This is a genomic window from Citrobacter sp. LJND-P06, assembly GCF_058188415.1.
Window position 1 is genome coordinate 262,208 of sequence record NZ_CP187317.1, and the last position, 17,972, is coordinate 280,179.

Here is a 17,972-nt window from a genome sequence, read left to right on the forward strand (position 1 = left end):
ATGGAAAAAGTCATGTTGTCTTTTGACAAAGTCAGCGCCCACTACGGCAAAATCCAGGCGTTGCACGAGGTGAGCCTGCACATTAACCAGGGGGAAATCGTCACCCTGATTGGCGCGAACGGCGCAGGGAAAACCACCCTGCTGGGCACGCTGTGCGGCGATCCGCGTGCGACCAGCGGCCGGATTGTGTTTGACGGCAAAGATATTACCGACTGGCAGACGGCGAAAATTATGCGTGAAGCGGTGGCGATTGTCCCGGAAGGGCGTCGCGTCTTCTCACGTATGACCGTGGAAGAGAACCTGGCGATGGGCGGCTTCTTTGCCGAACGCGACCAGTTCCAGCAGCGCATCAAGTGGGTGTACGAACTGTTCCCCCGTTTGCATGAGCGCCGCATTCAGCGTGCGGGCACCATGTCCGGCGGTGAACAGCAAATGCTGGCGATTGGTCGTGCGCTGATGAGCAACCCGCGCCTGCTGCTGCTGGACGAACCGTCGCTGGGGCTTGCGCCGATCATCATTCAGCAAATTTTCGACACCATCGAACAACTGCGCGAGCAGGGGATGACCATCTTCCTTGTTGAGCAGAACGCCAACCAGGCGCTGAAGCTTGCCGACCGCGGTTATGTGCTCGAAAACGGTCATGTGGTGCTCTCCGATACCGGCGATGCACTGCTGGCGAATGAAGCGGTAAGAAGCGCCTATCTGGGCGGGTAATACCGCGATGTCCTGAATCCCAGGCCGGGTAAGGTGATGCCACCACCCGGCTTTTTATTTGACTTATACGTGCCTCAGCTCCCATTTTCCTGTCACCGAGCCTTCATCGTCTTGCCATCCCACTGACGCCTTACTATCTTTTTTTTGTAATCAAAACGTTATTTTTTTGTAATTCGAGCATGTCATGTTACTTCCGCGAACATAAAACGCGTGAAATCGCGCATTCGAAACAACAAGAGAGATAATCAATGAAACCGTTACGACATACAGCCTTAGGACTGGCGCTCAGCCTGGCATTGGCTGGCCAAGCACTGGCAGTGACCTCTATTCCATTCTGGCACTCAATGGAAGGGGAATTAGGTAAAGAAGTTGATTCTCTGGCGCAACGTTTCAATGCGGCCAACCCGGATTACAAAGTGGTGCCTGTCTACAAGGGCAACTACGAGCAAAACCTCAGTGCAGGTATTGCGGCATTCCGTACCGGTAACGCCCCGGCGATTTTGCAGGTATATGAAGTCGGCACCGCCACCATGATGGCGTCGAAGGCGATTAAACCGGTCTATGAAGTGTTTAAAGATGCGGGCATCAGCTTTGATGAATCGCAGTTTGTGCCGACGGTGTCTGGTTATTACACCGATGGTAAAAGCGGGCACCTCCTTTCACAGCCGTTCAACAGTTCGACTCCGGTGCTCTACTACAACAAAGATGCCTTCAAAAAAGCGGGCTTAGATCCCGAGCAACCGCCGAAAACCTGGCAGGATCTGGCGGCCTATACCGAGAAGCTGAAAGCGGCGGGCATGAAGTGCGGTTACGCCAGCGGCTGGCAGGGCTGGATCCAACTGGAAAACTTCAGCGCCTGGAACGGCCTGCCCTTTGCGACCAAAAACAATGGCTTTGACGGCGCGGACGCGGTGCTGGAGTTCAACAAACCGGAGCAGGTGAAACATATTGCGCTGCTGCAAGAGATGAACAAGAAGGGCGATTTCAGCTACGTGGGGCGTAAAGATGAGTCCACCGAGAAGTTCTACAACGGGGATTGCGCCATTACGACGGCCTCTTCCGGATCGCTTGCCAACATTCGTCAGTATGCCAAATTCAATTACGGCGTCGGCATGATGCCTTACGACGCTGACGTGAAAGGCGCGCCGCAAAACGCCATCATTGGCGGGGCGAGCCTGTGGGTGATGCAGGGTAAAGACAAAGAGACTTACGCCGGTGTGGCGAAATTCCTCAACTTCCTGGCGCAGCCGGAAAATGCGGCTGAGTGGCACCAAAAGACCGGCTATCTGCCGATCACCACCGCAGCGTATGACCTGACCCGCGAACAGGGATACTACGATAAGAATCCTGGCTCAGATATCGCGACGCGCCAGATGCTGAACAAGCCGCCGTTGCCGTACACCAAAGGGCTGCGTCTGGGCAATATGCCGCAAATCCGCACCATTGTGGATGAAGAGCTGGAAAGCGTGTGGACCGGCAAGAAAACCCCTCAGCAGGCGCTGGATTCCGCCGTTGAGCGCGGGAATCAACTGCTGCGTCGTTTTGAACAGTCAACGAAATCGTAATATGAAATGCCGGGTGGCGGCTTCGCCTTACCCGGCCTACACGAATCTGTAGGCCGGGTAAGCGTAGCGTCATCCGGCGTTGTTCAGGAATCAACCCCTTATGTCTTCATCCCGTCCGGTGTTCCGCTCGCGTTGGTTGCCCTATTTGCTGGTCGCTCCGCAGTTGGTTATCACCCTTATTTTCTTTATCTGGCCTGCGGGTGAAGCGCTGTGGTACTCCCTGCAAAGCGTTGATCCGTTTGGTTTCTCAAGCCGGTTTGTTGGGCTGGAAAACTTCGTCGCGCTGTTTCATGACAGCTATTACCTCGACTCTTTCTGGACGACGATAAAATTCAGCACCCTGGTCACCGTCAGTGGCCTGCTAGTTTCTCTGTTCTTCGCTGCGCTGGTGGAGTACATCGTGCGCGGTAGCCGTATCTATCAAACCTTGATGTTGCTGCCCTACGCCGTTGCGCCTGCGGTGGCCGCCGTGCTGTGGATCTTCCTGTTTAACCCTGGTCGCGGACTGATCACCCATTTTCTCGCTGAATTTGGCTATGACTGGAACCACGCGCAATACAGTGGTCAGGCGATGTTCCTCGTGGTGTTCGCCTCTGTCTGGAAGCAGATTAGTTACAACTTCCTGTTCTTCTATGCCGCGCTGCAATCCATTCCCCGATCGCTTATCGAAGCGGCGGCCATTGATGGCGCAGGCCCGATTCGCCGCTTCTTTAAACTCGCCCTGCCGCTGATTGCGCCGGTGAGTTTCTTCCTGCTGGTGGTCAATCTGGTGTACGCCTTCTTCGACACTTTCCCGGTGATCGACGCGGCCACCGCCGGGGGGCCGGTGCAGGCGACGACGACGCTTATTTATAAGATCTACCGTGAAGGTTTTACCGGGCTGGATCTCTCGGCTTCCGCCGCGCAGTCGGTGGTGCTGATGTTCCTCGTCATTGTGCTGACGGTGGTGCAGTTCCGCTATGTCGAACGTAAGGTGCGCTACCAATGATTGAGAACCGTCCGTGGCTGACAATATTCAGCCACACCATGTTGATTCTGGGGATCGCGGTAATTCTCTTCCCGCTGTACGTCGCGTTTGTGGCGGCGACGCTGGATGACCAGGCGGTGTTTGCCGCGCCGATGACGCTGATCCCCGGCAGGCATTTGCTGGAAAATATGCACTCCATCTGGATCAACGGCGTCGGTGTGAACAGTGCGCCGTTCTGGCGGATGATGCTCAACAGTTTTGTGATGGCGTTCAGCATCACGGTGGGCAAAATCACGGTTTCGATGCTCTCGGCGTTCGCCATCGTCTGGTTTCGTTTTCCGCTGCGTAACCTGTTCTTCTGGATGATCTTTATCACCCTGATGCTGCCGGTTGAAGTGCGTATTTTCCCGACGGTCGAAGTGATCGCCAACCTGAAAATGCTCGACAGCTACGCTGGTCTGACGCTGCCGCTGATGGCGTCTGCCACCGCGACCTTTCTGTTCCGCCAGTTCTTTATGACGTTGCCGGATGAGCTGGTGGAAGCGGCGCGCATCGACGGCGCTTCGCCAATGCGCTTCTTTCGCGATATCGTTTTTCCGTTGTCGAAAACCAACCTCGCGGCGCTGTTTGTGATCACTTTTATCTACGGCTGGAATCAGTATCTGTGGCCGTTGTTGATTATCACCGATGTTGATCTCGGTACCGCCGTGGCGGGCATTAAGGGGATGATTGCCACCGGCGAAGGCACGACCCAGTGGAACCATGTGATGGCGGCGATGTTGTTAACGCTTATCCCGCCGGTAGTGGTTGTTTTAGTGATGCAGCGTGCCTTCGTACGCGGTTTAGTGGACAGTGAGAAATAAGATGGCGGGATTAACGTTACAGGCAGTGACCAAAAGCTGGGATGGCAAAACCCAGGTCATTAAACCGCTGACGCTGGAGGTGGCAGACGGTGAATTTATCGTGATGGTGGGGCCTTCCGGCTGCGGAAAATCGACGCTGCTGCGGATGGTGGCCGGGCTGGAGCGGGCGACCAGCGGCGATATCTGGATCGACGGCCAGTGTGTGACTGAACTGGAGCCGAAAGATCGCGGCATTGCGATGGTGTTCCAGAACTACGCGCTCTACCCACACATGAGCGTAGAGGAGAACATGGCGTGGGGGCTGAAGATCCGTGGAATGGACAAAGGTCAGATTGCCGAACGCGTTAAAGAGGCCGCCCGAATTCTGGAACTGGACGGTTTGCTCAAACGTCGCCCGCGCGAGCTTTCCGGCGGTCAGCGCCAGCGTGTAGCGATGGGGCGCGCCATCGTGCGTGACCCGGCGGTGTTCCTGTTCGATGAACCGCTCTCTAACCTCGATGCCAAACTGCGTGTGCAGATGCGTCTTGAACTGCAACAACTGCACCGCCGCCTGAAAACGACTTCGCTGTATGTGACTCATGACCAGGTGGAAGCGATGACCCTTGCCCAGCGGGTGATGGTGATGAACAACGGTATTGCCGAGCAAATCGGTACGCCGGTGGACGTCTACGAAAAGCCCGCCAGCCTGTTTGTGGCGAGCTTTATCGGCAGCCCGGCGATGAATCTGCTGGCGGGGCGGCTCAACGGTGAAGGGACTCATTTTGAACTGGACGGCGGCCTCGCACTGCCGCTTAACGGCGCGCATCGCCAACACGCCGGGCGTAAAATGACCCTCGGTATCCGCCCGGAGCATATTGCGCTAAGCTCGCAGGCAGAAGGCGGCGTGCCGCTGGTGGTGGAGACGCTGGAGATGCTGGGCGCGGATAACCTCGCGCACGGTCGCTGGGGCGAGCAAAAGCTGGTGGTGCGCCTCGCGCATCAGGAACGTCCAACCGCAGGTAACACACTGTGGCTCCATCTGCCGGACAATCATTTGCATCTTTTTGATGGTGAAACAGGACAACGACTATGAGTAACTGGCCTTACCCCCACGTTGCAGCCCATCGCGGCGGCGGCAAACTGGCGCCGGAAAACACGCTGGCGGCCATTGATGTGGGGGCGCGTTATGGGCACACCATGATTGAATTTGACGTTAAGTTGTCGAAAGACGGCGAAATCTTTCTGCTGCATGACGACAATCTCGAGCGCACCAGCAACGGCTGGGGCGTGGCGGGTGAGCTGGCGTGGCAGGATCTCTTGCGTGTGGATGCGGGCGGCTGGTTCAGCGGCGAGTTCAAAGGCGAACCGTTGCCGTTGCTCGCACAGGTGGCGGAACGCTGCCGGAAATACGGCATGATGGCCAATATCGAAATTAAACCCACCACGGGCACCGGGCCGTTGACGGGAAATGCGGTGGCGCTGGCGGCACGCGCGCTGTGGGCAGATATGACGCCGCCGCTACTCTCTTCTTTCGAAATAGATGCGCTGGAAGCCGCGCAACGGGCCGCGCCGGAATTACCGCGTGGGCTGCTGCTGGATGAGTGGCGCGATGACTGGCGTGAACTGACCACGCGACTGGCGTGCGTCTCCATTCATCTTAATCATCATCTGTTGAATGAAGCGCGGGTCGTGAGTTTGCGCGAGGCGGGGCTGAAGATTCTGGTCTACACCGTCAACAAACCCCAGCGCGCCGCACAACTGCTGCGCTGGGGAGTAAACTGCATTTGCACCGATGCGATCGACGTTATAGGCCCGGACTTTACCGCTGCGAATTATTAAGCATATCGCCATTCTGACGCGGTGGCAGCATATGCTGCTGACCGCTATTCTGACTTGTTCCGCTGTTCAACATACCGCCGTTGGTATTCGGTAGCGGTTGTGCGCGTACCTGACCTTGCTGGACTCGCTGGGTGTTATTGTTCATCTGCGTTTGCAGATGCTGCTGCTGTACTTGAGTTTGTGTTTTCAACTGCTGGTTGAGCATCCCTTTCTGCTGGATTTGCTGCGACTGCATTTGCGTCTGCATACGTTGCTGACTGGGGATCTGATAACCTTGCTGGTTCGGGTTATTCATGGTGTTGATGGGCTGTGCAAAAACAGCAAACGGCAGCAGCGCCGTTAAAATAAAGAATCGTTTCATCGTCTTTCCTCCTCTGGGGGGATCTCTTAAGTTTACTCCTTTCTTACCGTAACGATGGTTATTTCAGAGTTATGCACCAGGATTAGTGGGGGGCTTACCCCGGAACTTCTGGAGAATCATAATGATGAAACCGACGTTTTTTCGCCGGGTAGCGCTTGCTGCTCTGCTGTCAGGAAGCTGCTTTAGTGCTATTGCTGCGCCGCCAGCGCCATCTCCGGTGTCTTACGGCGTTGAAGAGGATGTGTTCCATCCTGTGCGGGCGACGCAGGGGATGGTGGCCTCAGTGGATGCGATGGCCACCCAGGTGGGGGTCGATATTCTTAAGCAAGGCGGTAACGCCGTGGATGCCGCAGTGGCGGTGGGCTACGCGCTGGCCGTCACCCATCCGCAGGCCGGTAATTTAGGCGGTGGCGGATTTATGCTGCTGCGCACCAAAGACGGTAATACCACGGCGATCGATTTTCGTGAAATGGCGCCTGCGGGCGCCACCCGTGACATGTTCCTCGACGATCAGGGTAATCCCGACAGCAATAAATCGCTGACCTCGCATCTGGCTTCCGGTACGCCGGGAACGGTCGCCGGCTTCTCGCTGGCGCTGGAGAAATACGGCACGATGCCGCTGAACAAAGTGGTGCGCCCGGCAATGAAACTGGCGGAAGAGGGATTCATCGTTAACGATGCGCTGGCCGACGATCTGAAAACCTACGGCAGCGAAGTGCTCCCCAACCATGAGAACAGTAAAGCGATTTTCTGGAAAGACGGCGAACCTCTGAAAAAGGGCGACAAACTGGTACAGAAAGATCTGGCGAAAAGTCTGGAGTTGATTGCGGAAAACGGCCCGGATGCCTTTTATAAAGGGGCGATAGCAGACCAGATTGCGCAAGAGATGCAGAAGAACGGCGGGTTGATGACCAAAGACGATCTGGCGGCCTATAAAGCGGTGGAACGCACGCCGATCGGCGGCGACTATCGTGGCTATCAGGTCTTCTCCATGCCGCCACCGTCCTCCGGCGGTATTCATATCGTGCAGATCCTTAATATTCTTGAAAACTTCGATATGAAGAAATACGGATTCGGTAGCGCAGACGCGATGCAGGTAATGGCGGAAGCTGAAAAACATGCCTATGCCGATCGCTCGGAATATCTCGGCGACCCGGATTTTGTGAAGGTGCCGTGGCAGGCATTAACAAATAAAGCGTATGCAAAATCTATTGCCGATCAGATAGATATCAACAAAGCTAAACCGTCCAGCGAAATAAAACCGGGTAAACTTGCGCCGTACGAAAGTAACCAGACCACCCACTTCTCGGTGGTGGATAAAGACGGTAACGCCGTGGCGGTGACCTATACCCTGAACACCACGTTTGGTACCGGGATTGTGGCCGGAAACAGCGGGATTCTGCTTAATAACGAAATGGACGACTTTTCTGCCAAACCGGGCGTGCCAAACGTCTACGGTCTGGTGGGTGGCGATGCGAATGCGGTGGGGCCGAAGAAACGCCCGCTGTCATCCATGTCGCCAACCATCGTGGTGAAAGACGGCAAAACCTGGCTGGTGACCGGCAGCCCTGGCGGTAGCCGAATTATCACCACTGTGCTGCAAATGGTAGTCAACAGTGTTGATTTTGGGATGAACGTCGCTGAAGCAACCAATGCGCCGCGTTTCCATCATCAGTGGTTACCGGATGAGTTGCGCGTGGAGAAAGGCTTCAGCCCGGATACTCTCAAACTGCTGGAACAAAAGGGGCAGAAAGTCGCGCTGAAAGAGGCGATGGGCAGCACCCAGAGCATTATGGTGGGGCCGGACGGCGCGTTGTATGGCGCGTCAGACCCGCGTTCAGTCGATGATTTAACGGCAGGATACTAAGGTGAACGGCCCTCTTCAGTGGAAGAGGGCAAATTTACCAGACTCAATTTTTGGAGAACCGCCAAATTTCAAACTAAAACAGATGTTGTTGGTCTTTAAGAAACTCAAAACCATTTTGGGAAACTCTGTAGCGTGGTCTTGATTTGTCCTCACCATATACGACATCAACTAATCCGTGATTAACGAGATGAGTGACGATATTCGCAACGTTGCCAAATCCAGGAATGTTTCTCGTAGAAAGAGTACGATCCAAAATCATCCAGTTCCAATCAAAATCTTTTTCTGTCATTACTTTCAGTACGTTAAACTCGATTTTGTTTATTGTCATTTTTTTGCGTCCGGGTGAAAACCATCACGCTTATCGTGGAGAACTACATCATCCACAACGCCATAAAACACAACGCTGGCAGAAAGCGAATCCAGAGTTCAGATTGATTTACCAGTCGGTTTACTTGCCGTGGGTAAATCACGTTGAGCGGTTATGGCAGGCGCTTCACGACACGATAACCCGTAATCGTCAGCGCCGTTCGATGTAGTGGTTGCTGAAAAAAGTTCACCACTTTATGAAAAACGCCCGCCCATTCCCGGGAGGGAAACATGCTTTGGCAAAAGTGTAACTTCATCAGGCACAGCTATTTAGCCAATTCATTTAGCAACTTATGACCTTGGGCGGATACGCGGTAATAATCCATACCTGATGGTGTTCTTGGCCCTATGTCGACTAAACCCGCTTTGGAGAGGTTACCTACCAGTCTGGCTACGTTACCAACCCCATCCATTCTCCTGCTGGTCATTGCGCGATCAAGATTATACCAGGTCCAATTTACATCATCTCTGGAGGCTAATAGTTTCAAGATGTTAAGTTCAGTATTGTTTATCATGATGGTGCGTCCGGGTGTGCATGGCTAGACTAACGTAAACCTGGCCTGATGCATTTTGTTTTCTTTATCGTCTTGTAAATCATCTAAAGGTATTTTTTCACTTTGTGATTATTAATATGTTAACGAACAGTGTCTAATATTTCATTGAGAAAGTCAGAAAAGCAATTAAATGAACCAAATACATTATCTGTGCCAATGTTGTCTCGAATTTCAAAAAGGTCTGTTTTTGTGTCATAGGTGAATAAAGAAATACTGTCATCACCAATAACTAATCTTTCTGCAAGGTCGGGGTTTATATAATCACCATTATTTCTGTAGAACTCATTCATTACAAATAAGTTTTTAACTAATGGTTCTGGTATTGATAGGCTGAAAATTCTCAATCCGTTATACTCAAACCCATCCATTTTTTCTAAGAACGTCATATAATCTGGTTGATTGGAAAACAGTATGCAAGTTTCAGCACATAATTGTTCAAAAATTGGAGATGTATTCGTTTCTGGCTTTCTTTTTGTGATGCTTTCAATAAATGAATTCTTGATGGCATCTTCTATTTGGTAATCTAAAACGCCCATCATATTCGTTAGTTCAATTAAAAGGTTTCCAATATTCATTTAAATTATCTCCTGAGTGATTATTTAAGTGGGTAGATTGAACCTGATGGAATGGCCCAAAGAGTGGTTTTGCTTTCACCGGGTAGCATATTTCTTATCACAGTCGATTGCATGTTTGTAAATGTCTTATGATAGGGTTCATTTTCTATCAGTGTTAGATTATCAAAAGCATTTGTACCGCTGTCATCTAAAGGTAGTTTATGATGAACGCTATAATTATTGGGGGCGCTTCCGTTATGCATTTTTAAAATATTTTCTGGACTGAATCTATTATTGATATCCGGTGTTTTTGAAAGATTAATAAGAAAGCTTTTTCTCACAGTGCTATTGAATTCTTTTCGTAACATTGCAGTTTCAGTTGGATTCCTTCTAATATAATTTATTTCTTTTATTGTAACGTCCTTGAGTAATTTTGACTCACCTCGTAATCTACCCATATAGGTATTAATTTCAGCATAAATATCAGAATTAGGGCGTTTAGCTAACAAAATAGATGCGGCAACGAGCGCAGTACCTGCTGTCCTTTCATTCAGGACTTGATCGTAACCCGCAGGTGCATCGCTCCCCAGTTTCTTCGCTGTTTCTCTGAATCCCTCGATATTTCCGTTATAAACGCCGCCAGCGGCGAGGAGTCTGCCAGCCGCTTTGCTGTTTATCGTTTTGAAGCCGTTAGTTGCGGGCGTTTTTGGGCGGGGGATAAACAGGCGGTCATAGTCTGCGGGCAGTGCCAGATAGCTAAATTCGGTGCTGGCGATAAGATGCTTACAGAGGATGTATTCATAACGGACAGCGATCGTTTCTGTATCAAGACTGTTTTCGCTGAATCTCCGCTGAATGCCTGATAAGAATGCGCCACGAATCTGGATGTAATAATACTTCTCCCATCTGCCAAATTTATTGATTCGGGAAAAATAAAACTCCATATATAACTGTTCGTTATTGTTAATGGCATTACTCAGCAGTGGTGTGCTTTTATCAATCAGTTTACAGAAACGCAGTCCTTGCCGTTGAGAGCCTTCGCCAGTACTGGTTATGCTAGTAGAGAGCGAAAATGTGAATATTTCATCTTCATGCCCAAATTGCCAACGGTTTCCCACAGAGGCAACGGTTCCACACCCGGCAGAAATAGCGCCCTGTTGTTCTCCTGAAACCGTCAGGTAGACGATATCACTCATGACATCCTTATCCTTTTATTACGTGCTGTCGTAAAATAACGGCGGCTAATATTCTTAATCTTTTATTTACGCTTTATGATGATGTTCGTATAGAGGAAAAATAAAATGTTTCACTTTACGTGTATTTGTTTGAGTGAAATCTGATTATGAATAAGGCGCGGAGTAGATATTTATATATTTAATAAGGGAGGGTTATTAATGGCGCGTGTGTGGGTATTGATTAACCGCCGTCAGCGGCCTGGCGCGTGTTAAACGCGACAGGCCTTATCTGTGGGTTATGGGACATACTGTTGCAGTGATTCGGACCAACGAAATATGTGACTGCTTTTATCCTGCAGGTTAACGCGCTCTAAATCATAAAACCCGTTGGTCTTTGCTGAGCGCAGTTTCAGGATGTATTTACTTTCGCTGATGTCGTGCTGTCGCGTGCCGTCTTGATTCCAGTCTCCGGCGATGTCCTCATAGTGATAAACCAGGTCGGAAAACACATTGATTATCTTATTGTCTTTAATCATGTAGAGTTCCAGAACTTCATAAAATGCGCCACCGCCGGAATAGGCATTTGAGTACCCGCCTCGTACCCCGAACGCCAGGGTATCCGGTGCTATCCGATAGGGCGCCAGATCCAGTTTTGTATAATATGCCAGTTGCCTGACTGACTCATCATTGCTCTCTTTTTCGGCGTTTTTATTCCATGCTGAAAGTTGTTCCAGCGGTTTTTCCGAACGTGCGATCGGCTGCAATTGTTGGTTCTGCCAGGAAAAAACACCGAGATATAATTTATTGACGCGTCCGCTGTTGTTATTTTCCGGGCAATCGTTACCCGTGTATTGTTTTGCTTGTTCGGCATCTGCCGGATTATCGGCAAAACAGGCGACACCAATATATTTCCCATTTTTACCCCAGGGTTTGGCGCCGGTCAGGATAAGATTTTTGGGATCTTCATTTGGCGCAACCCAGGCAATCCACCGGTCCTCATCTAATCCCTGCGGAAGTTCGCCAAACCCGTTGGCGGGTGTGGCACCCCTCATTTGTTCGGCGAAAATCTGCTTGCCTTCCGAATGTTGAATGGCGCCGGGAACTGAATCCAGATTTTGAACGGTCGTGGCGTAACCGGGGGAAATCATTGCCAGCAGAACCAGCGATAAATATTTTTTCACGATGAATCCTTTCAATAAATAAAATAGGGCGAGATGACTCGCCCAAAAAATTATTTCACCCGCGCCATAAAATACGCATCCACATACTCACCATTGCGCAGACCGTAATTCTTCCCGGTGCCTTCAATCGTGAATCCATGCTTTTTGTACACCGCAACCGCCGGGGCGTTATCGACAAACACCGTTAACTCAATGCGATCCACCCGCAGCCAGTTGTCGCACATGTCAATCATGGTACGGATCAACGCGCTGGCGACGCCGCGATTTTGCCACTGCGCACCGACGCAAATACCAAAATCGGCAAAATGGCTACGGCGCGGGCGCTGGGCAACCTCAATGGTCAGATGCCCCATGACAATATCATCAATACAGGCAACCAGTTGTTTGATGCCAGGGCGATCGGCTAGCCGATCCTGCCACATCTCCATGGAAGGATGAGGAACCTGTAGCGTGTTGTGATACACCTCTGGCTGAGCATGGATTTGACGGATTGCGTCGTAATCTCTTGGTTCTGCATGGCGTATCACAATGTCACTCATTCCTTCGTCCTCTGTGGGGTAAATGTCCTTTAAACATCATTGACTTTGAAATTTGAGTCAACCGTCTTTTTTTGCAAAAAGTATTGGACAAGTGCGAATGATAATGATTATTATTGCCATGCGTTCAGGGAAACCCATGCGGAGAACCTGAAGCACGACATTGCTCACATTGCTTCCAGTATTATTTTAGCCAGCCTTGCGCTGGCTTTTTTTTGTCTTGTTCCAGCCTGGCTGCACCGCCGACGGCGGGTGTGCGGGCATCAATGTTTTGTAGGCCGGATAAGGCAACGCCGCCATCCGGCGCTGCACGGCTGTTGCTGCACGGCTGTTGCCGGACGGCACTGGCGCTTATCCGGGCTACAACGTTCAATGTTTTGTCCCTCTCTGCTTTGCGCTATGGTGTAGGCAATCACCTTCAATAGGACGCTTTCATGACCTTACACTGCGCATTCATCGGGTTCGGTAAAAGTACCACTCGCTACCACCTACCGTATGTCCTCCATCGTAAAGACCGCTGGCACGTTGCACATATCTATCGTCGTAGCGCGAAGCCGGAGGAGCAGCATCCGCAGTACTCCCACATCCATTTCACCAGTGATCTTGATGAGGTGTTTAACGATCCGCAGGTGACGTTGGTGATCGTATGTACCCACGCTGACAGCCATTTCGATTACGCCCGTCGCGCGCTGGAAGCCGGGAAAAACGTGCTGGTTGAAAAACCGTTTACCCCGACGCTGGCGCAAGCGAAAGCGCTGTTTGAACTGGCGAAAAGCAAAGGGCTGACCGTTACGCCGTACCAGAATCGTCGCTTTGATTCCTGTTTTCTGACCGCCAAAAAAGCGATTGAAAGCGGCAAGCTGGGCGATATTGTGGAAATCGAAAGTCACTTTGACTATTACCGCCCGGTGGTGGAAACCAAACCAGGTTTACCGCAGGATGGCGCTTTTTACGGTCTTGGCGTGCATACCCTTGACCAAATCATCTCGCTGTTTGGCCGACCGGATCATGTGGCTTACGACATCCGTAGCGTGCGTGACCGCGCTAACCCGGATGACACCTTTGAAGCGCAACTCTTTTACGGCAACCTCAAAGCCATCGTCAAAACCAGTCATCTGGTAAAAATCGAGTATCCGAAGTTTATCGTCCACGGGACGAAAGGCTCGTTTGTGAAATATGGTATCGACCAGCAGGAAACCAGCCTGAAGGCCAATATCATGCCCGGCGAACCCGGATTTGCGGCTGACGATTCCGTGGGGCAACTGGAGTATGTGAACGAAGACGGCATCACCGTTAAAGAAGTGATGACGCCAGAGATCGGTGACTACGGGCGCGTCTATGATGCGTTGTATGAGACGTTAGCCACCGGCAAACCGAACTACGTCAAGGAATCTGACGTTCTCACCAACCTGGAACTCCTCGAGCGCGCCTTCGAACAGGCGTCTCCAGCGACGATTACCCTCGCCAGATAAGTAAAATCGGCTCCTCTGTATTTGTTCATAATTTTTGAACAGAGGAGTCAATTTTCACCCTCTATGATCGCAGAAGGATTGGGTTCACACTGAGTCCATCGAAAACATCTGGGGGTGAATACAATGATCTACTTACGCAAAGCAAACGACCGTGGCCATGCCAATCATGGTTGGCTGGATTCCTGGCACACCTTCTCGTTTGCCAACTATTACGACGCGAACTTTATGGGATTCTCGGCGCTGCGTGTCATTAACGATGACGTGATTGAAGCCGGTCAGGGCTTTGGAACCCACCCCCATAAAGACATGGAAATTCTGACGTATGTTCTGGAAGGCGCGGTTGAACATCAGGACAGTATGGGCAATAAAGAGCAGGTTCCGGCGGGCGAATTTCAGATAATGAGCGCCGGGACGGGGATCCGTCACTCTGAATACAACCCGAGCGACACCGAACGTCTGCGTTTGTACCAGATCTGGATCATGCCGCAGGAAAACGGAATTACGCCACGTTACGAACAGCGTCGTTTTGACGCCGTACAGGGCAAGCAACTGGTGCTGTCGCCGGATGCGCGAGACGGTTCGCTGAAGGTGTATCAGGATATGGAACTGTATCGCTGGGCGTTGCTGAAAGATGAGCAGTCAGTGCATCAGATCTCCGCTGAGCGCCGCGTCTGGATCCAGGTGGTGAAAGGCAATGTCACCATTAACGGCACCAACGCGTCGACCAGTGACGGTCTGGCAATCTGGGATGAGCAGGCAATCTCTATTCATGCCGATAGCGACAGTGAAGTTCTGCTGTTTGATCTGCCGCCCGTCTAAATAAGTGTCCTAACCTTCCATAGGCCGGATAAGACGCGTGAGCGTTGCCATCCGGCCTTCATCGTTTGTCATTAATTTTGCAAGTCCGTGATAAACTCAGGGGAATGATCCCCTTTTTGTACCCTTCAGGACGATGAAAAAGAAAAGACCCGTACTTCAGGATGTGGCCGACCGCGTAGGCGTGACCAAAATGACGGTCAGCCGTTTCTTGCGTAATCCAGAGCAAGTCTCTGTTGCGCTGCGCGGCAAAATTGCAGCCGCACTTGATGAACTGGGTTATATTCCCAATCGTGCTCCTGATATCCTTTCTAACGCCACCAGTCGTGCGATCGGCGTGCTGTTACCCTCTCTCACCAACCAGGTTTTTGCTGAAGTACTCCGCGGCATTGAGGCCGTCACTGACGCCCACGGATATCAGACGATGCTGGCGCACTATGGCTATAAACCCGAGATGGAGCAGGAACGTCTGGAATCGATGCTGTCATGGAATATCGATGGCCTGATCCTCACTGAGCGTACTCACACGGCGCGCACCCTGAAGATGATTGAGGTCGCGGGTATTCCGGTGGTCGAACTGATGGACAGCCAGTCACCGTGCCTGGACATTGCGGTGGGGTTTGACAACTATGAAGCCGGGCGTCAGATGACTGCCGCGATTATCGCGCGGGGTCATCGCCATATCGCCTATCTGGGGGCGCGTCTCGACGAACGTACTATCATCAAACAGAAGGGCTACGAGCAGGCGATGCTGGATGCCGGTCTGGTGCCTTACAGCGTGATGGTGGAACAGTCTTCTTCTTACTCTGCCGGTATTGAGCTGATTCGTCAGGCAAGACGCGAATATCCGCAACTGGATGGCGTGTTCTGTACCAACGATGACCTGGCTGTCGGTGCGGCGTTTGAGTGCCAGCGTTTAGGCCTCAAAATTCCTGATGATATTGCGATCGCCGGTTTCCACGGACATGACATTGGTCAGGTGATGGAACCCCGACTGGCCAGCGTGCTCACACCCCGTGAACGGATGGGCAGCATTGGCGCAGAACGTCTGCTGGCGCGTATTCGCGGTGAAACGGTGACACCTAAAATGTTAGATTTAGGTTTCACCTTGTCACCGGGCGGATCTATTTAACCCAACAAGTTTGAAGTAGCTCACACTTATTCACTTCTGGCACGAATGGATATTGCTTCTCTATTTGTCCGGCTGGACAATGTTACCGATAACAGTTACCCGTAACAATTTCCTGAACCTTGTACTGTGGGGGCCCACTTTGAGCACGACTAACCATGATCACCACGTTTACGTTCTGATGGGCGTATCAGGCAGCGGCAAATCCGCTGTTGCCAGCGAAGTGGCGCATCAACTGAATGCCGCGTTTCTTGATGGCGATTTTCTCCATCCGCGCTGCAACATCACAAAAATGGCGTCCGGCGAACCGCTGAATGACGACGACCGTAAACCGTGGTTACAGGCGTTGAATGATGCCGCGTTCGCGATGCAGCGTACCAACAAGGTTTCGTTGATTGTCTGTTCCGCCTTGAAAAAGCATTACCGTGACCTGCTGCGCGACGGTAACCCGAACCTCTCTTTCATCTATCTGAAAGGGGACTTTGAAGTGATCGAAAACCGCCTGAAGGCGCGTAAAGGCCACTTCTTTAAAACGCAGATGTTGGTGACCCAGTTTGAAACACTGGAAGAACCGGGCGCTGACGAGAGCGATGTCCTGGTGGTGAATATCGATCAGCCGCTGGAAGGTGTTGTCGCAAGCACCGTTGAGGTTATTAACAAAGGCAGTAAGTAGTGAGTACATTAACGCTTGTTTTAACAGCAGTAGGGTCTGTTTTACTGCTGTTGTTTTTAGTGATGAAGGCGCGTATGCACGCCTTCGTTGCTTTGATGGTGGTGTCTATTGGTGCAGGTCTTTTTTCCGGAATGCCGCTCGACAAAATCGCAGCGACGATGGAAAAGGGAATGGGGGGAACCCTGGGCTTCCTGGCGATTGTAGTTGCGCTGGGCGCCATGTTCGGCAAGATTTTGCATGAGACGGGGGCGGTCGATCAGATCGCCGTCAAAATGCTCAAATCTTTTGGCCACAGCCGGGCGCACTATGCGATTGGTCTGGCGGGGCTGATTTGCGCGCTGCCGCTATTCTTTGAGGTGGCGATCGTCCTGCTGATTAGCGTCGCGTTCTCTATGGCGCGTCACACCGGCACCAACCTCGTGAAGCTGGTGATCCCGCTGTTTGCGGGTGTGGCTGCCGCTGCCGCCTTTCTGTTGCCTGGGCCTGCGCCGATGCTGCTGGCTTCTCAAATGCACGCCGATTTTGGCTGGATGATCCTGATTGGCCTGTGCGCGGCAATCCCAGGCATGATTATCGCCGGGCCGCTGTGGGGCAATTTCATCAGCCGTTATGTCGAGCTGAATATTCCTGATGACATTACCGAACCGCATCTGGGCGAAGGCAAAATGCCGTCCTTCGGTTTTAGCCTGTCGCTGATCCTGCTGCCGCTGGTACTGGTCGGGTTCAAAACTATCGCGGCACGCTTTGTGCCGGTCGGGTCTGACGCTTACCAATGGTTTGAATTTATTGGTCATCCGTTCACCGCGATTCTGGTGGCGTGTCTGGTGGCGATTTACGGCCTGGCAATGCGTCAGGGTATGCCGAAAGACAAGGTGATGGAAATTTGTGGTCATGCGCTGCAACCGGCGGGGATTATTCTGCTGGTGATCGGTGCAGGCGGCGTGTTTAAACAGGTGCTGGTCGATTCCGGCGTGGGCCCGGCGTTGGGCGAAGCGTTGACCGGGATGGGCTTACCGATTGCCATTACCTGCTTCGTGCTGGCGGCGGCGGTACGTATCATTCAGGGTTCTGCGACGGTTGCGTGTTTAACGGCGGTGGGTCTGGTGATGCCGGTGATTGAACAACTGAACTTCTCCGGCGCACAAATGGCGGCACTGTCCATCTGTATTGCTGGCGGTTCAATCGTGGTCAGTCACGTTAACGACGCCGGTTTCTGGTTATTCGGTAAGTTTACCGGAGCGACCGAAGCCCAAACGTTGAAGACCTGGACGATGATGGAAACCATCCTCGGCACCGTTGGCGCGATTGTCGGTATGATTGCGTTCCAGCTTCTGAGCTAATAGTGTTCTAATTCACCCTAT

The 17,972-nt window shown here is 51.9% G+C and carries 19 protein-coding genes and 1 pseudogene; 13 read left to right on the forward strand and 7 right to left on the reverse strand.

Features of this window, described 5'->3' with window-relative positions:
* From livF to ugpQ, 6 genes are all read left to right on the forward strand, one after another.
* Entirely contained in the window at nt 1–714 is a 714-nt protein-coding gene (gene livF / locus ACO7SM_RS01185) for a high-affinity branched-chain amino acid ABC transporter ATP-binding protein LivF (protein ID WP_490469388.1), read from the forward strand.
* Nucleotides 715–962: 248 nt separating this feature from the next.
* A complete protein-coding gene (gene ugpB, locus ACO7SM_RS01190) occupies nt 963–2,279 on the forward strand; it encodes a sn-glycerol-3-phosphate ABC transporter substrate-binding protein UgpB (RefSeq protein ID WP_490469389.1) in 1,317 nt (438 codons plus the stop codon).
* Between the two features lie 100 nt (nt 2,280–2,379).
* Entirely contained in the window at nt 2,380–3,267 is an 888-nt protein-coding gene (gene ugpA / locus ACO7SM_RS01195) for a sn-glycerol-3-phosphate ABC transporter permease UgpA (protein WP_490469390.1), read from the forward strand.
* Nucleotides 3,264–4,109: a sn-glycerol-3-phosphate ABC transporter permease UgpE gene (ugpE, locus tag ACO7SM_RS01200; RefSeq protein WP_490469391.1), complete on the forward strand. Its 846-nt coding sequence runs from the start codon at nt 3,264–3,266 to the stop codon at nt 4,107–4,109. Before ugpA ends, ugpE begins: the two co-directional genes overlap by 4 nt.
* 1 nt (nt 4,110) lies before the next feature.
* Nucleotides 4,111–5,181 (forward strand): sn-glycerol-3-phosphate import ATP-binding protein UgpC, encoded by a 1,071-nt coding sequence (locus tag ACO7SM_RS01205; protein WP_490469392.1) that lies wholly within the window; start codon nt 4,111–4,113, stop codon nt 5,179–5,181.
* Entirely contained in the window at nt 5,178–5,927 is a 750-nt protein-coding gene (gene ugpQ / locus ACO7SM_RS01210; protein WP_490469393.1) for a glycerophosphodiester phosphodiesterase, read from the forward strand. Before ACO7SM_RS01205 ends, ugpQ begins: the two co-directional genes overlap by 4 nt.
* Here the strand turns inward: ugpQ and ACO7SM_RS01215 are convergent.
* Nucleotides 5,908–6,288, reverse strand: coding sequence for a DUF2756 family protein (locus ACO7SM_RS01215; protein WP_490469394.1), 381 nt, complete (start codon nt 6,286–6,288; stop codon nt 5,908–5,910). The two genes, ugpQ and ACO7SM_RS01215, sit on opposite strands and share 20 nt — an antisense overlap.
* Nucleotides 6,289–6,409: 121 nt before the next feature.
* Here ACO7SM_RS01215 and ggt point away from each other — a divergent pair, with 121 nt between their 5' ends.
* Complete coding sequence (gene ggt, locus ACO7SM_RS01220) at nt 6,410–8,155, forward strand: gamma-glutamyltransferase (protein ID WP_490469395.1); 1,746 nt, start codon at nt 6,410–6,412, stop codon at nt 8,153–8,155.
* A gap of 73 nt (nt 8,156–8,228) precedes the next feature.
* On the opposite strand, the gene ACO7SM_RS01225 is transcribed toward ggt, so the two are convergent.
* Nucleotides 8,229–8,483: a MarR family transcriptional regulator gene (locus ACO7SM_RS01225; RefSeq protein ID WP_490469396.1), complete on the reverse strand. Its 255-nt coding sequence runs from the start codon at nt 8,481–8,483 to the stop codon at nt 8,229–8,231.
* Nucleotides 8,484–8,494: 11 nt separating this feature from the next.
* Between ACO7SM_RS01225 and ACO7SM_RS01230 the strand changes: the two are divergent.
* A pseudogene (locus ACO7SM_RS01230) lies at nt 8,495–8,772 on the forward strand (IS630 family transposase); the annotation flags it as partial.
* 383 nt (nt 8,773–9,155) lie between these two features.
* Here ACO7SM_RS01230 and ACO7SM_RS01235 read toward each other — a convergent pair.
* From ACO7SM_RS01235 to ACO7SM_RS01255, 5 genes are all read right to left on the reverse strand, one after another.
* Nucleotides 9,156–9,650, reverse strand: a complete 495-nt coding sequence (locus ACO7SM_RS01235) for a YrhA family protein (protein WP_490469397.1) — start codon at nt 9,648–9,650, stop codon at nt 9,156–9,158.
* Nucleotides 9,651–9,670: 20 nt separating this feature from the next.
* Nucleotides 9,671–10,825: a type VI secretion system tube protein TssD gene (gene tssD, locus ACO7SM_RS01240; RefSeq protein ID WP_490469398.1), complete on the reverse strand. Its 1,155-nt coding sequence runs from the start codon at nt 10,823–10,825 to the stop codon at nt 9,671–9,673.
* Between the two features lie 275 nt (nt 10,826–11,100).
* Nucleotides 11,101–11,985 carry a hypothetical protein gene (locus ACO7SM_RS01245; RefSeq protein ID WP_490469399.1) on the reverse strand — a complete coding sequence of 295 codons (885 nt, stop codon included), beginning with the start codon at nt 11,983–11,985 and terminating at the stop codon, nt 11,101–11,103.
* 50 nt (nt 11,986–12,035) lie between these two features.
* A complete protein-coding gene (gene yhhY / locus ACO7SM_RS01250) occupies nt 12,036–12,524 on the reverse strand; it encodes an N-acetyltransferase (protein WP_490469400.1) in 489 nt (162 codons plus the stop codon).
* 181 nt (nt 12,525–12,705) lie between these two features.
* Nucleotides 12,706–12,894, reverse strand: coding sequence for a hypothetical protein (locus tag ACO7SM_RS01255; protein ID WP_490469401.1), 189 nt, complete (start codon nt 12,892–12,894; stop codon nt 12,706–12,708).
* A 61-nt stretch (nt 12,895–12,955) separates the two neighbouring features.
* On the opposite strand from ACO7SM_RS01255, the gene ACO7SM_RS01260 reads away from it, so the two are divergent.
* From ACO7SM_RS01260 to gntU, 5 genes are all read left to right on the forward strand, one after another.
* Nucleotides 12,956–13,993 (forward strand): oxidoreductase, encoded by a 1,038-nt coding sequence (locus tag ACO7SM_RS01260; RefSeq protein WP_490469402.1) that lies wholly within the window; start codon nt 12,956–12,958, stop codon nt 13,991–13,993.
* A gap of 123 nt (nt 13,994–14,116) precedes the next feature.
* On the forward strand, nt 14,117–14,812 hold the full coding sequence (yhhW, locus tag ACO7SM_RS01265) for a quercetin 2,3-dioxygenase (RefSeq protein ID WP_490469403.1): 696 nt from the start codon (nt 14,117–14,119) through the stop codon (nt 14,810–14,812).
* 133 nt (nt 14,813–14,945) lie between these two features.
* Nucleotides 14,946–15,941, forward strand: coding sequence for a gluconate operon transcriptional repressor GntR (gntR, locus tag ACO7SM_RS01270; protein WP_490469404.1), 996 nt, complete (start codon nt 14,946–14,948; stop codon nt 15,939–15,941).
* A gap of 139 nt (nt 15,942–16,080) precedes the next feature.
* Nucleotides 16,081–16,611, forward strand: a complete 531-nt coding sequence (gene gntK / locus ACO7SM_RS01275; protein WP_203359706.1) for a gluconokinase — start codon at nt 16,081–16,083, stop codon at nt 16,609–16,611.
* Complete coding sequence (gene gntU / locus ACO7SM_RS01280; protein WP_192614253.1) at nt 16,611–17,951, forward strand: gluconate transporter; 1,341 nt, start codon at nt 16,611–16,613, stop codon at nt 17,949–17,951. Before gntK ends, gntU begins: the two co-directional genes overlap by 1 nt.
* The last annotated feature ends 21 nt before the right edge of the window (nt 17,952–17,972 follow it).